The 14,538-nt window shown below is 70.5% G+C and carries 14 protein-coding genes; 4 read left to right on the forward strand and 10 right to left on the reverse strand.

Features of this window, described 5'->3' with window-relative positions:
• Positions 1–38: 38 nt before the first annotated feature.
• Positions 39–638, forward strand: coding sequence for a TetR/AcrR family transcriptional regulator (locus QC180_RS12945; RefSeq protein WP_278262938.1), 600 nt, complete (start codon positions 39–41; stop codon positions 636–638).
• Positions 639–770: 132 nt separating this feature from the next.
• On the opposite strand, the gene QC180_RS12950 is transcribed toward QC180_RS12945, so the two are convergent.
• From QC180_RS12950 to QC180_RS12975, 6 genes are all read right to left on the reverse strand, one after another.
• Positions 771–1,166, reverse strand: coding sequence for a helix-turn-helix domain-containing protein (locus tag QC180_RS12950; protein WP_278262939.1), 396 nt, complete (start codon positions 1,164–1,166; stop codon positions 771–773).
• 62 nt (positions 1,167–1,228) lie between these two features.
• Positions 1,229–2,431 (reverse strand): alpha/beta hydrolase family protein, encoded by a 1,203-nt coding sequence (locus tag QC180_RS12955; protein WP_278262940.1) that lies wholly within the window; start codon positions 2,429–2,431, stop codon positions 1,229–1,231.
• A gap of 140 nt (positions 2,432–2,571) precedes the next feature.
• The gene (locus QC180_RS12960) at positions 2,572–3,036 is read right to left on the reverse strand and encodes a DUF5130 domain-containing protein (RefSeq protein WP_278262941.1); all 465 of its coding nucleotides are present in this window, start codon (positions 3,034–3,036) and stop codon (positions 2,572–2,574) included.
• Complete coding sequence (ctaJ, locus tag QC180_RS12965) at positions 3,023–3,301, reverse strand: aa3-type cytochrome oxidase subunit CtaJ (RefSeq protein WP_278262942.1); 279 nt, start codon at positions 3,299–3,301, stop codon at positions 3,023–3,025. Before ctaJ ends, QC180_RS12960 begins: the two co-directional genes overlap by 14 nt.
• Positions 3,302–3,374: 73 nt before the next feature.
• Positions 3,375–4,979: a glycoside hydrolase family 13 protein gene (locus QC180_RS12970; RefSeq protein WP_474646428.1), complete on the reverse strand. Its 1,605-nt coding sequence runs from the start codon at positions 4,977–4,979 to the stop codon at positions 3,375–3,377.
• Positions 4,980–5,156: 177 nt separating this feature from the next.
• Positions 5,157–5,561 (reverse strand): globin, encoded by a 405-nt coding sequence (locus QC180_RS12975; protein WP_474646429.1) that lies wholly within the window; start codon positions 5,559–5,561, stop codon positions 5,157–5,159.
• 194 nt (positions 5,562–5,755) lie between these two features.
• Between QC180_RS12975 and QC180_RS12980 the strand changes: the two genes are divergently transcribed.
• Positions 5,756–6,469 (forward strand): HNH endonuclease, encoded by a 714-nt coding sequence (locus QC180_RS12980; protein WP_278262944.1) that lies wholly within the window; start codon positions 5,756–5,758, stop codon positions 6,467–6,469.
• 1 nt (position 6,470) lies between these two features.
• On the opposite strand, the gene QC180_RS12985 is transcribed toward QC180_RS12980, so the two are convergent.
• The gene (locus QC180_RS12985; RefSeq protein WP_278262945.1) at positions 6,471–7,040 is read right to left on the reverse strand and encodes a helix-turn-helix domain-containing protein; all 570 of its coding nucleotides are present in this window, start codon (positions 7,038–7,040) and stop codon (positions 6,471–6,473) included.
• A 67-nt stretch (positions 7,041–7,107) separates the two neighbouring features.
• Between QC180_RS12985 and QC180_RS12990 the strand changes: the two genes are divergently transcribed.
• Positions 7,108–7,803 (forward strand): AzlC family ABC transporter permease, encoded by a 696-nt coding sequence (locus QC180_RS12990; protein ID WP_278262946.1) that lies wholly within the window; start codon positions 7,108–7,110, stop codon positions 7,801–7,803.
• A gap of 166 nt (positions 7,804–7,969) precedes the next feature.
• Positions 7,970–8,293, forward strand: a complete 324-nt coding sequence (locus QC180_RS12995) for an AzlD domain-containing protein (RefSeq protein ID WP_474646430.1) — start codon at positions 7,970–7,972, stop codon at positions 8,291–8,293.
• Between the two features lie 177 nt (positions 8,294–8,470).
• Here QC180_RS12995 and QC180_RS13000 read toward each other — a convergent pair whose 3' ends face one another.
• Genes QC180_RS13000 through QC180_RS13010 form a run of 3 tightly spaced genes read right to left on the reverse strand, consistent with a single transcriptional unit; the run spans position 8,471 to position 14,491 of the window.
• Entirely contained in the window at positions 8,471–9,142 is a 672-nt protein-coding gene (locus QC180_RS13000) for a DUF8185 domain-containing protein (protein ID WP_278262947.1), read from the reverse strand.
• A gap of 4 nt (positions 9,143–9,146) precedes the next feature.
• Complete coding sequence (locus QC180_RS13005) at positions 9,147–9,572, reverse strand: acyl-CoA thioesterase (protein ID WP_347567324.1); 426 nt, start codon at positions 9,570–9,572, stop codon at positions 9,147–9,149.
• A 41-nt stretch (positions 9,573–9,613) separates the two neighbouring features.
• A complete protein-coding gene (locus QC180_RS13010; RefSeq protein WP_278262948.1) occupies positions 9,614–14,491 on the reverse strand; it encodes an NAD-glutamate dehydrogenase in 4,878 nt (1,625 codons plus the stop codon).
• Between the last annotated feature and the right edge of the window lie 47 nt (positions 14,492–14,538).

The following is a 14,538-nucleotide window of genomic DNA, read 5'->3' on the forward strand; positions in this document are numbered from 1 at the left end:
GAATTCCAGCGGTAGCCCATCTTGCTAGGATTTCGCGTATGGCCAGGATGACGCGCAAGCAATCGCACGCACTCACCCGCGAGCGTCTGGTCGAGACCGCCAAGCGCATGTTCCTGGCCGACGGCTACAACGTCACCTCGTTGGAGAAGGTGGCCGCCGAGGCGGGCTTCTCCAAGGGCGCGGTCTACTCGAATTTCGCGACCAAGCACGAGTTGGGGCTGGCCGTCCTCGATGTGGTGCACGTGGAGCGCGCCGAATCGCTCTCGGCGGCCGTGCTGACCCACGACACCATGGCCGAGCGGCTCGAGGGCTTCGCCCGGTGGGCCGACGAGAACATCGGTGACGTGGGCTGGACCGCGCTCGAGGTCGAGTTCGCGACGAGCACCCGGCACGTTCCGGAGGTGCGTACCGAACTGGCCACCCGCCGCCGCACCCTCACCGCCATGCTCGGCTCGCTCATCCGCATCCACGCCGAGGACACCGGAACCACCCTGCGTGTCTCCCCCGACGACGCCGCCCTGCAACTGCTCTCGCTGGGCATCGGCCTCGGCGTCCAACGCGCCATCGACCCCGAGATGCCGGTCAGCGCCCTGGTCGACCTCCTGCGCAGCCTGATCGATTCGCCGGTTGACGCCTGAACCCGCCCGGCGACAGGACGAGAACCGACACGGTCAGGCCACCGCTGCACATCCGAGCCGACGACACGGGGCGTGAACAACCGCGGTCACGCCGCCGCAGCAGGTCCGGGTCGCCGCGCAGGACGGGTGTGGTCAAGCCGCGAGCAGCACCGCGTTGGGGGCGATGGTGTGCGGCTGCGTCCGTGGCATCGGGGCCGTGATCCGGCGATCGCCACCCACCACCACCGCGGCCGGGACGGCGGCGCGCCCGCGCATCGTCTCGGCGACCCGGCCGACGAGCTCGCCCACCGAGGTGCCCAGCGCCCCGGCGAGGGCGGCGATCATCTCGCTCGACGGCTCCTTGCGCCCGCGCTCGACCTCGGACAGGTACTGCGGTGAGATGCCCGCCCGTCCGGCGGTGTCCACCAGGGTGGAGCGCCGCTGCTGACGCAGGGCGCGCAGGTGCTCCCCCAGCGCCTCGCGCCACAGCGGTTCGAGCCGCCGCTCATGTCCGCCCGGAATCACCCGCAATCCCTTGTGCTCGCCCATACTCCGAGGGTAGAGACCTGGGCTCGCGAACACCGCGCTCTTCTGCTGTCGGCGTAACCGGGTCAGCGGGTGATGCCGAAGCGCGCGTCCACCCAAGCGAGCGTGTCGGCGAAGGCGGCGGCCACGATCTCGCTGTGGTCGGTGTCGTCGAGCTTGCGGTAGTCCACGTCCTGACCGTTCTTCCGCTGGTCGGAGACCATGGCGTCGGTCGAGGCCGGGAGCACGGTCAGGTCGTCGCGACCTTGCAGGACGAGCACCGGTGTGGTGAACGACAGCCCGCTGGGATCGTTGCCGTCGAGGACTCCCAGCAGCGCGGAGAGGTCGCCGTCGCGGGAGAACACGTCCTTGGTGGACAGCCCACCCCATTTGCTCCGATCGCGCAGGCCCGCACTGCATTCCGAATCGGCGATGGGCAGCATCGAGACCGCCCGCTCGGTGAGGAACCGGCCCGGGTCCACCGACGCGACCGTCTGCGCGCCACGCACCAGCAGGGGCACATAGACCGCCAGATCACCGGCGCCGACCTTGCCCAGCGGGTTGGACACCGTCCACTTCGCCATCCGCACCTGCTGGCCCAGATGCGAGACCGGCGCCAACGCGACCGCGCCGAGCAGGGGCGTGTCCGGCGCCCAGCCCGCCGACGCGCTCGCGGCGAACAGCGCCGCGTGCCCACCTTGCGAATGACCCATGGCCACCCAGCGCGATCCCACCGACTCGTCGATCGCGCGCGCGGCGACGGCCAGATCGGCCACCGCGCGCTGCTCGGTCTCCCCGATCAGATAGCCGTGGTCACCGGGCGTCCCCAAGCCCTGGTAGTCGGTCCTGGCCACGGCGTAGCCCGCGGCGATCCAGCGGGCCTGATCGTCGCGGCTCGGCGAGGAACCCTCCGACCGCGACGGCGCGCACACATCGGCGACACCGCTGGTTCCGGGCGCCCAGGAGATGAGCGGCCAGCCACCCGCCGGGGGCGTGCCCTCGGGTACGGCCAGCGTGCCCGACACCGCGACCGTCGCGCCGCCGCCGTCCACCGAGCGGTACAGCGCCAGATAGTTGCGCGCGCCCGGCACGGCCTGGGGGCCGGTCAACGGTTCGACCCGGATCACCGACGCGCGCGCACCCGGCACCGATTCCGGTGTGGGCGTGTAGAACCGCGCCTGCGGCGCTCCCGCGACCGGCCCGTCGGCGACCGGCGCGTCCTGCCCGCATCCGGCCAGCACACAGGCCAGCGCCACCGCCGTGATCCCGCGACCGATTCCTGTCCGCATCTTCCCCCCAGCGCCACCGCCGACCGCCACGCGCGGCCGGTAAACCGCCGATCAGACTACTCGATGCCGCGACGAGGGCCGAGACACGAACGGCGCGTTCACCTTCACGGGTGAACGCGCCGGACGGCGGAACGAACGAACTAGCGGCCGATGGCGGCGGCCATCACGCGCACCGCCGAGATCAGGCCGTCGATCAGGTTGCCCTGACGGAACGAGGCCAGCGCGGCGGTGACGCCGAGCTGGCAGATGCGGTCGTTGGCCCGCTCGGCCACGTTCGCACCCGAGCGCACCTCGATCGCACCCTGGTTGGGCGAGACGGCGATGAGCACCGAGTCGGCCGCCTCGGGCGTGTTCGGCAGCAGCTCGTCGGCGCCGGTGGCCGGGTCGCCGCCCAGGTCGCCCACGTAGATGCTGAAGCGCACCTTGGTGGCGCGGGTCGCCTCGGTGAGCGCGTTGTCGAGCATGATGCGCTCACGGTCGGTGAAGGGCACCTCGTCGAAGACGGTGCCCGACTCGTGCACACCCGAGACGCGGCCGCTGCTGGTGAGCGCGGAACCGTGCGGCAGGTCGGCCTCGACCACCGCGGGCCACTTAGAACTTGCCACTTGCCCGGCCTCCGATCAGCGCCGCGTCGGCGGCTTCGAGAGCCGCATGGCTGCCATGCGGCTCGGCGGTGTGGTGACCCGCAGCAGCGGTCACCTCGTCGGTAGCGCTCCACAGCACCGGCGAGTGGGTCCACTTCTGCCCGAGTGCGAAGTGGGCCGGCTTCTCACCGGGCAGTGGCTTACCGAGATAGGACAAACCCGCGATCGCGAAGTAGATCGCGGCCGGGATGCCGACGAAGATCAGCACTGTCTCGAGAATGCTCACGGTCCAACGGTAGACGATGCTGTGTAGTAGTTCATCCTCCGGTCATCGGTTCGGCGTGCGTGTCCCGTCCGATTCACACCAGCCAGGCCGCCGCGTTCGCGGGCAACCGGTCCTCGACCACGGGCGCGCTGGCCAGCAGCACCTCTCCCGGCGGCAGCTGGATCGGCGCGTCGGTGGCGTTGAGGACACAGATCAGCCCGCCCGGCCTGCGGAAGGCCAGGGCGCCGTCGGGGCTGCCGTACCACTCGATCCGGTCGCCGGAGAATTCCGGCCGGGTCCCGCGCAGGTCGATGGCCAGCCGGTACAGCGACAGCGTCGAATGCAGTGTCTCCAGTTGGGCTTCCACCGTGCGGTCGGCCCAGTCGGCGGGGATCGGCAACCACGAATCGGTGCCCGCGGTGAAGCCGAACGACGGGGTCCGGCCCTCCCAGGGAATCGGAACCCGGCAGCCGTCGCGACCGCGTTCGGTGCGGCCCGAGCGCTCCCACACCGGGTCCCGCAGGACGTCCTCGGGCAGATCGTCGACGTTGGGCAGGCCGAGTTCGGCGCCGTTGTAGACGAAGACCGCGCCGGGCAGCGCGAGTTCCACCATCATCATCGCCCTGGCCCTGGCCACGCCGATCTTGCCGCCGCCGTAGCGGGTCACCTCGCGCTCGACATCGTGATTGGACAGCGTCCAGGTCGGTGGCGCGCCGACGACGCTCACCGCTTCGAGCGAATGGGTGATCGCGGTTCGCACGCCCTCGGCGGTGAACGGGGTCTCGGCGAGGCGGAAGTTGAAGGCCAGGTGCAGTTCGTCGGGGCGCACGTATTCACCGAAGCGGATGTTGTCCTCGACCCACACCTCGCCGATCGACACCGCGTGCGGGTAGTCGTCGAGCACGGTGCGGATGCGGCGGTGGATGGCGTGCACGCCGGGGTCGTTGAAGCGCGGATCGTCGTCGTCGTTGACCAGCAGGCGGGTGGTGACCTCGGCCATGTCGGGCAGCCCGGCCGGTTTGGCCATGCCGTGCGCCACGTCGATGCGGAACCCGTCGACGCCGCGGTCGAGCCAGAACCGCAGTGTCTTCTCGAAGTCGTCGGCGACCTCGGGGTTGTCCCAGTTCAGGTCGGGCTGTTCGGCGGCGAAGATGTGCAGGTACCACTGGCCGGGCGTGCCGTCGGCCTCGGTGACCCTGGTCCAGGCCGGGCCGCCGAAGATGCTGGGCCAGTTGTTGGGCGGTTCGGCGCCATCGGGGCCGCGGCCGTCGCGGAAGATGTAGCGGGCGCGTTCGGGGCTGCCGGGCGCGGCGTCCAGGGCCGCGGTGAACCAGGGATGTTCGACGCTGGTGTGATTGGGTACCAGATCCATCGTGACCTTGATCTCGCGATCGTGGGCCTCGGCGATGAGCTCGTCCATGGCGGCCAGCCCGCCGAACACCGGGTCGATGTCGCGCGGGTCGGACACGTCGTACCCGCCGTCGGCCTGCGGCGAGCGCATCACCGGACAGATCCACAGCGCGTCCACACCGAGTAGCTCGAGATAGCCCATCTTCTCGCGTACGCCGCCCAGATCGCCGATTCCGTCACCATCGGAGTCGGCGAACGAACGCGGATAGACCTGATAGAACACGGCGGTTGTCCACCACGGAGCGGTGCTTTTGTCCCCCGGCACCGGCGAGGCAGGTGTCTGTGTCACAACCGCAATATTGCCAAAAACCGCCCGCGATATTCCTGCGGCGCGGCACTTTCTCACGATCCGGCAAATCGCCAGCGTCGGCCACGCCGAGGCGAAACCTCGCGGTAAACCTCGATATCGCCGCGAAATCGGGCCGCTACCTGCCGGTCATCAGCGAACGCGGGGCACCCGGGTGGGTCAGTTCGGGGAGTTCTGCAAGGACGCCGCGGCCATTTGGAAGTAGTCCATGAGCGCCTTGCGGTGTTCGTCGTCCAGGATCGACGGCTCGATCTCGCCCACGGCGATGGTCATGCACCGCATCCAGGCGTCGCGTTCCAGCGGCCCGATGACGAACGGATGGTGCCGCATCCGCAGCCGGGGGTGCCCACGCTCGTCGGAGTAGGTACGCGGCCCACCCCAGTACTGCTCGAGGAACATCCGCAGCCGCCGCTCGGCCGGGCCGAGGTCTTCCTCCGGGTACATCGGCCGCAGGATCTCGTCGGCGGCGACCTCGCGATAGAACACCGACACGATCCGGCGGAAGGTCTCCGCGCCACCCACCGCGTCGTAGAACGAGGTCGTTGTCTGCTCACCTGAAGTCACGTACCCCATTGTGCCCCGGTGACCGGCGGCCCCGCCCGGCGGCAGCGCGCATCACGAACGCATGGCCCTTCAACCACAGTTCACCCGGAAGTTTGAAAAATAGCCGTGCAATACCGGCGCGAGCGTGGTCAACTGGGTGACAGTATCGACCCCAGATACCACATGATCCTGCCAATCATGAAATCGAGGTCAAGATGAAGCAGCGACCAGGCGCCCGGTCACACGAGGCGCGCGCGTATCGACAACTCCAGCCCGCCGACGTCCACAACCGTGGCTCGGGGGCCATCCCGCTGCACATCCTGTCCGATCACCATCCGGGCGCATCCGGTCGTCACGACCTGCCGCATCACCCCGCGCCATTGCATCTCGCCGGAGACCACGACGCCGCCGCATGGCGCAAACGCCGGGTCCTCCTCCTCAACGCCACCTACGAGCCCCTCACCGCCCTGTCGGCGCGCCGCGCCGTGGTCCTGCTGATCTGCGCCAAGGCCGACGCCGTCCACGACGATCCCGACGCCCCGGTCCTGCACTCCGCGGGGGCCGCCGTGGCGATTCCCTCCGTCATCCGGTTGCGCACCTACGTGCGGGTGCCCTATCGCGCCCGGGTTCCGATGACCCGCGCCGCCCTCATGCACCGCGACCGCTACCGGTGCGGCTACTGCGGCGGCAAGGCCGAGACCATCGACCACGTCATCCCCCGCAGCCGCGGCGGCGAGCACTCGTGGGAGAACTGCGTGGCCAGCTGCGCGCCCTGCAACCACCGCAAGGCCGACAAGATGCTGGCCGAACTCGGCTGGACACTGCGTCATCCACTGGTCTCGCCCAAGGGCCCGCACTGGCGGTTGCTCTCGACCACCGCCGAACTGGATCCGCTCTGGTTGCAGTATCTCGGCGAAGGGGCCGCCTGAGTCAGGGGCTCTCGATCACCATCGAGGCCCAGGTGCCCGGTTCCAGCGCCTCGAAGACATGCGGGAGATCGCCCAGGTAGCGCACGTAGTCACCGGGGCCCACCTCGATCGGCTCGTCCGCCGGGCCGACCAGCGCGCGTCCGGCGGCCAGCACCACGTGCTCGACCACGCCCGGGGTGTGCGGCTCGGACCGGCGCACATGGCCCGGCTCGGCCGCGATCCGGTACACATCGCAGCGGGTGTGTGACTGGCCCGCCGCGAGCAAGGTCACCCGGTAGTCGGCGTCGGCCGAGGGCACCGGCGCGCCCTCGTCGGCGCGGATCACCTGGACCTGCGGCCGAGGCGGGTCGAGCAGGCGCGAGAACGGCATCTCCAGCGCCACGCACAGCGCCCACAGGGTCTCCAGGCTGGGATTACCGGTGCCCGATTCCAGTTGCGACAGTGTCGATTTCGCGACCCCGGCCCGGCTGGCGACCTCGGTCAGCGACAAACCTGCGCGGGCGCGTTCGCGCCGCAGCGACGCCGCGATCACCGCTTGGGGTGGTCCGGCGACCGGGTCCTGCCGGTCCATCAACGCCTCCTGGGAGCTGGCGAGTTCGCGTTGACTTTACCCACCGCGTGCGTTCACTATGAGAAACATGCGTTCGATATGGCGAACACTCGATCGGCGGACCGGTACGGCCGTGGCCGCGGCCTGCCTGGCCGTCGGCCTGTTCGGGGTGTCCTACGGTGCCTCCACCATCGCGGCGGGCTTCCCGGTCTGGATGCCGATCGTGATGGCGGTGACGGTGCTGGCCGGCGGCTCGGAACTGCTGTTCTTCGGCATCGTGGCCGGCGGTGGCAGCCCGATCGCGGCCGTCGTGGCCGGGCTGCTGCTCAATGCCCGGCACCTGCCCTACGGCCTGTCGGCCCCGGAAGTCTTCGGCCGTGGGTGGCGGCGCGCGCTGGGCATCCACGTCCTCAACGACGAATCGGTCGCCTTCGCCACCGCCCCGGGCGACCCCGCCCGCAAACGCGCCGCGTACTGGGCCTGCGGCATCGGCGTGGCCATGTGCTGGCCGCTGGGCGCGACCCTGGGCGCCGCCCTCGGCGCGATCGTCCCCGACACCGCCGCGCTCGGCCTCGACACCGTCTCCCCGGTCATCCTGCTGGCCCTCATCCTCCCCGCCCTGCGCGACCGCGCGACCCTGCGCCCGGTCCTGTCCGGCGCGGCACTGGCCGTGGTCGTGGCCCCGTTCGTCCCCGCCGGTCTCCCGGTACTCATCGCACTGCTGGGCCTGGTGTTCGCCCTGCGCCCACCGGCGCCGGACCACACGGCGGTCACCGCATGCTGACGACAGCTCCGGCATCGGGAAGCCGCTGTCGCGGTCGGGCCGACGCACGATCCCGCGACATCGCGGGCCTATCGGCCGCGGGGCACCCCGGACTGCCACGCGTCGGCCGAGACGACCACCCCAAGAGACGCCCCCTGCCCGGCCGACGTCCGAATCGGGTGGGCCCGTGGTGAACGCGCCCTACCTGCTGCCCGCGATGCTCACGCTCGCCGTCGGCACTTACGCACTGCGCTGGACCGGCCCCGCCCTGCGGCATCGGCTCCGCCTGTCCGCCAGGACGATCCACCTGCTCGACACCGGCGCGCTGATCCTGCTCGCGGCCCTCGTGGCAACCGCGACCCTGCCGACCGGCTCCGGCGAACTCGGGATCGCCCTGCCCGCCGGGGTCGGCGTCGGCGGTGTCCTCGCCTGGCGCCGCGCACCGCTACTGGTGACCGTGCTCGCCGCCGCGTCTACAACGGCACTGCTACGCCTTGTCGGCGTGCACTGACCACACGCCGCGAATTCCGATCGGCATCCGACGAAACCCTCACGGGCGCAATGGCACAGCACCGCCACATCGGCCAACACCACCACGCCAGCAAGAGCCCGCGCCGGCAGGCACCGTCGCGCCATCAGCAGCGGCGGCGGCCTGTAGCTGGGCGGGGGTGGGCGCTCGGTCGGGGATTCAGCTGGGTGACAGCGGGATTGCCCCGCCGAGGCGGCGGGCGACGGAGCCGTAGCGGGCGTCCAGGCGCAACCAGGTGCGGGTCGCGCGGACGCGGACCAGTTCGGTGGGCTGGATACGGCGGGACTCGGCCTTCTCACCCGCGTGCGGGATGAAGTCCATGGCGGTCAGGGCGAAGACCACGCGCATCGGGACCTCGACGGCCAGGTCGTCCGCGCCGGTGACGGTGAGCACCGACTGGTCCAGCAGCGAGGCGGGCGGGCCGTGGGCGCCGCCGTGTTCGCGGGCCACGTCCGCGCCGCGCTCGGCCAGCTCGACCAGGGCGCGGGCGGGCACGTCGTCGACGTGGGTGAAGCCGTCGACGGGCGGCAGCGCCCCGCGCCAGGCCGAATCCATCGAATAGCCCAGGTCGACCGGGTGTCCGGTGCGCAGACCGGCCAGTACCGTGTCGGCCGCGGCGGTGGCGTCGTCGACGCCGAGTTCGGCGGTGACCGTGCGCACGGCGAGGGTCTCGAACCCGGTCGCCACCCAGGCCGAGACGAGGCTCGACCCGCGGCGGCGCAACCGGACGACGGCGGCGGGGTCCAGGCGCAGCGCCCGGGTGAGGAAGGTGGCCAGGTTCTCGCGTTCGGCCGGGTCGGGCGTGTGCAGCACCCGCTGTTCGGAGCTCACGAAATCAGGCCCGCCACAGCGCCAGATAGTCGCGTTCGGTATCGCTGAGCCTGCGCAGTCGCTGGGTCTCGATGTCGAACGCGGCCAGTTGCGTGGTCGCGGTGACCGCGGGCGGCGAATCGGGCGCCACGCCGTTGGCCCGCACCTCGTAGCCGATCGTGAAATCGACCGCGCGCAACTGCTTGACCCACATCGCGATGTCGAGCGGGGTGTCCTCGTGACGCAGCTGACCCCGGTACTTCACGTGCAGGTCGACCAGCACGCAACCCTGGCGCCCCATCGAGGCGGTGGGCTTGTCGTCATCGAACAGCCAGGGAATGCGCGCCTCCTCCAGCAGCGTCACCATCCGCGCGTGGTTCACGTGCTGGAACACGTCCATATCCGACCAGCGGATCTCGACCTTCGCGTGAAAACGCTGCGGCAACACCAGATCTGGCGTGGGTGCGGCGGTGTCGCCGTTGGGCGAACTCGTCACCGTGGTACCTCCGATTGGGCGCCCACCCCGCTCACCATGCTCCGCACCTGTCGCGCGGCGACCGACAGTGTGGCGAGGTCGTGGGTCCCGGACTCGAACAGTTCCGCCAGGGCCGCGCGCGCACGACCCAGCCGGGACTGGTTCTTCGACTCCCAGTATGCAATTTTCTCGTCGGCGGTTTCCTCCGGGTCACCCGCGGAGAGCACATCGAGGGTGAGCGAACGCAGCGAACCGTACATGTCGTCGCGCAGCGCGAGCCGGGCCAGCGCGTGCCAGCGGTCGCCGCGCTCGAGGTGGCTGACCGCCTCGAGCAGCCAGTCGATCTTCAGGTGCTCGTTGAGCGCGTAGTACAGCGCGCCCACCTCGGCGCCGTCGCGATCGGCGATGTCGGCGATGTCGACCACGTCCAGCAGCGGGAACATGCTCAGCAGCCCGAACACCTCGGTCGCCAGGTCGGTCGGCGCGCCGCGCGCGATCAGCTCGGCCGCGCCCTGGGTGAGCGAGGTGACGTGGTGTCCGCGCAACCAGCCCGGCACCTGCGGCGCGAGTTCCTGCACGCGACGGTGATAGCGGTTGATCTCGGCGCCCACCGCGATGGGCTGCGGCCGGTTGCTGAGCAGCCAGCGCGAGGCCCGGTCCAGCGTGCGCTTGGATTCCAGCTCCAGCAGATCGCACACCCCGGCCGGTGCGTCGGCGCCACGGATGCGCGCCCACACCTCGTGCAGTTCGAAGATCTCGCTGGCCGCGGCGAAGGCCCGCACCACATCGGAGGTGCTCGCGCCCACCTCCTCGCCGAGCCGGTGCGCGTAGGTGATGCCGCCGTAGTCGACCATCTCGTTGACGATCATCGTGGTGACGATCTCGCGGCGCAGCCGGTGCTTCTTGATCTCGGCGCCGAAGCGCTCGCGCAGCGGGGTCGGGAAGTACAGCGGCAGCCTGCGCGCGAAGTAGGCGCTGTCGGGCAGGTCGGTGTCGAGCAGATCGGCCTTGAGCCCGAGCTTGACGTGGGCGAGCAGATTCGCCAGCTCCGGCGAGGCCAGCCCACTGCCCTCCTCGGCGCGACGCTTCAGCTCGGCCGTCGACGGCAGCGCCTCGAGCTCGCGATCCAGCCCGCGCCGCTGTTCCAGATCGTCGATGACACGCCCGTGCACGCTCGCCATCTGCGGCGCGTCGGTGCGCGCGATGCCGATGAGCGCGTTCTGATCCACATTGTCCTGCAACACCATCCGCGCGACCTCGTCGGTCATCGAGGCCAGCAGCGGGTTGCGGTCGGCGGGGGCCAGCGCGCCCGCGCTCACCACCCCGTCGAGCAGCACCTTGATGTTGACCTCGTGGTCGGAGCAGTCCACGCCCGCGGAGTTGTCCAGCGCGTCGGTGTTCATCTTGCCGCCCGCGCGGCAGAACTCGATGCGACCCAGGGCCGTCGCGCCCAGGTTGCCACCCTCGCCGACCACCTTGACCCGCAACTGGTTTCCGTCGACCCGCACCGCGTCGTTGGACTTGTCGCCCACCTCGGCATTGGACTCGGTGCTCGCCTTCACATAGGTGCCGATGCCGCCGTTCCACAGCAACTGCACCGGCGCCAGCAGGATCGCGCGCACCAGTTCCGGCGGCGAGAGTGCCTGCACCGCGTCGGGCAGGCCCAGCGCGGCCCTGGCCTGCGCCGAGATCGGCACCGATTTCACCGTCCGCTCGAACACCCCGCCGCCGTCGCTGATCAGGGAGCGGTCGTAGTCGGCCCAGGACGAGCGCGGCAGCGCGAACAGTCGCTCGCGCTCGGCGAAGGAGGTGGCGGCGTCGGGATTCGGGTCGAGGAAGATGTGCCGGTGGTCGAACGCTGCGACCAACCGGATGTGGCGCGAGAGCAGCATGCCGTTGCCGAACACGTCACCGCTCATGTCGCCCACGCCGACCACGGTGAAGTCCTGGCTCTGGGTGTCGATGCCCATCTCGCGGAAGTGCCGTTTGACCGACTCCCACGCGCCCTTGGCGGTGATGCCCATGGCCTTGTGGTCGTAGCCCGCCGAGCCGCCGGAGGCGAAGGCGTCGCCGAGCCAGAAGCCGTAGCCGAGGGCCACGTCATTGGCGATGTCGGAGAAGCTGGCGGTGCCCTTGTCGGCGGCGACCACCAGGTAGGTGTCGTCACCGTCACGGCGGACCACCCGGTCGGGCGGCAGCACGGCGCCGGTGGCCAGGTCGACGTTGTCGGTGACGTCGAGCAGCCCGGAGATGAAGGTGCGGTAGCAGGCGGTGCCCTCGGCGATGCTCGCCTGCCGGTCCGCGGCCGGGTCACCGGTGGCCGCGGGCGGGCGCTTCACCACGAAACCGCCCTTGGCGCCCACGGGCACGATCACCGCGTTCTTCACCGCCTGCGCCTTGACCAGGCCCAGGATCTCGGTGCGGAAGTCCTCGAGCCGGTCCGACCAGCGCAGGCCACCGCGCGCCACCGAACCGAAGCGCAGATGCACGCCCTCGACCCGGGGCGAGTAGACGAAGATCTCGAATTGTGGTCGCGGCTTGGGCAATTCGGCGATCTCGCGCGGTTCCACCTTCAGCGACAGGTAGTCGCGCGGGCGACCCTCGGCGTCGACCACGTAGTAGTTGGTCCGCAGTGTCGCCTTGACCAGGCCCAGGATGGCCCGCAGGATCCGGTCGGCGTCCATGCTGACCACTTCGTCGATGCCCGCGCGCACCCTGGTCTCGAGCTCCGCGGCGGTCTCGGCCGAGACGGTGTCGGGGTCGAAGCGTGCCGCGAACAGCGCGACGAACTGCCGCGCCACCTCCGGATGCGCCAGCAGCACGCGCGCGATATTGGCCTGGCTGTACGGGAACCCGGCCTGCTGCAGGTATTTCGCGTAGGCGCGCAGGATGGTGACCTCGCGCCAGCCGAGTCCGGCGCGCAGCACCAGCTCGTTGAGGCCGTCGGCCTCGGCCCGGTCGTACCAGACCGCCTCGACGGCGTCGGTGACGCGGGCGCGCATCGCGTCGGCCCCGACGCTAGGGGTGAGCAGCCCCGCGTCGAGTTCGGCGACGAGCGGGTTGCGCAGCAGATCGGGCCGCGCCTGCAGGCCGAAATCGTAGATCCAGCGTTCGGCGGCGTGTTCGAGCCGGTAGGGCCGCTCGTCGACGACCTCGACGCCGAGGCTCTGCAGCACCGGCAGCACCTGGCTCAGCGACACCCCACTCCCTGCGATGTAGAGGCTGAACCGCCAGGTGCCAGGCGCGGAATCGGGGGTGCGGTAGAGGAGCTGGCCGATGCCGCCCTCGCGCAGCCGGGCCAGCCTGCCCAGGTCGTCGAGGCCGCGGGCGGGGGTGAAGTCCTCCTTGTAGCCCTCGGGGAAGGTCTCGGCGGCACGGGCGACGGCAGCCGGATCGTGCTCGGCCGAGGTGGCCGCCTCGCCCTCGACGCGGTCGTCCCAGCTGTGGCTGGCCGCGTCGAGCAGCGCCTGCACGCGCAGCCGGTTCTCCTCGGAGGTGTCCGGGATCGGCGCGTGCGGTTCGGTGGAGAGCATGACCGTGAAATAGACACTGGCCAGCTCGCTTTCGCTGACGCGCGCCGAGTAGTCGATATCGGTGCCGCCCAGCTCGCGGACCAGGATGTCCTGCATCTCCAGCCGCACCGCGGTGGTGTAGCGGTCGCGCGGCAGGTACACCATGCACGCGACGAAACGGCCGTAGGAATCCGACCGCAGGAACAGCCGCACCTGCCTGCGCAGGCCGACGCCGAGCACCGCGACGGCGGTGCGCCGCAGCGTCTCGGTGTCGGCGGAGAACAGCTCGGTGCGCGGGAACGACTCGATCACCTCGAGCATGGCCTGCCCCGAGAACGAATCCAGGTCGAACCCGGCCGCCTCGATCGCGCTGCGCACGCGCCGGTTGATCACGGGGATGTCGAGCACGTTCTCGTGCACGGCGCTGACGGTGAACACCCCGATGAACAGGTGCACCCCGACCACGGCGCCCGCGTCGTCGACATCGGCGACACCGATGAAGTACGGGTAGACCGACCGGTGCACGGTGGCCCGGACCAGCCCCTGGGTGAGCAGCAGCAGCGGCCGGTCACCGCCGTTGATCGGCACCTGGAAGTCGGTGCCGATCCCCGGCCGCAGCACACCCAGCGAGCTGGCGTCCACCGCGCTGGACACGGTGTGCCCGCCCACCGTGTCGCGCCGGTAGCGCGCGTAGCCGAGCAGGGTGAAGTTGCCGTCGGCCAGCCAGCGCAGCAGGTCGGCGCACGCGCCCAGGTCGGCGGCCGGGAACGGTGCCGGGGACCGGCCAGCGGCCTGGTCGAGCCGGTCGGCGAGGCCGGACTGCACCCGGACCATGTCCTCGGTGTCGTCGATGACCTGCCGCACGTCGGCGATCACCTTCGGCAGCGTCACGGTGAGCTCGTCGAGCGCCGCCCGGCTGGTCGAGGGATGCAGTTGCAGATGCATCCACGACTCGGCCAGCCCGACCGCGCCGTTGCCGTCCACCTCGTGCGGGGCGGCCGAGACCAGCTTGCCCTCGGCGTCGCGGATGACCTCGAAGATCGGATGGATGACCTCGGTGACGCTGACCTGCGCGCGATTGAGCGCCGCGGTGATCGACTCGACCAGCAGCGGCATGTCGTCGGTCACCAGCTGGACCGCGACTCCCACGCCCGCGCCGTCGTCGGGATGGTGCACCCGCATGAGCGCCTTGCCGCGCGGACGTTCGGCGGCCAGCTCGAGGTGACGGCGGAAGATCTGGGTGATGCCGGTGATCGTGCAGTCGACGTCCCCGGCGTCGACGTGTCGGAAGTACGCCTCCTCCAAGGTGGCGAGCTCCCCACGCAGAGGCTGGGGCAGACCCGCCGCCCACGCTGCGCTGGACAATTCCGACGAGACCGTCATTTTCCGTCCACTCCCAAGGATTCGGTTCCGCTTCGGTTCCGCATACA

This window comes from Nocardia anocheti, assembly GCF_029675105.1.
Classification (GTDB): domain Bacteria; phylum Actinomycetota; class Actinomycetes; order Mycobacteriales; family Mycobacteriaceae; genus Nocardia.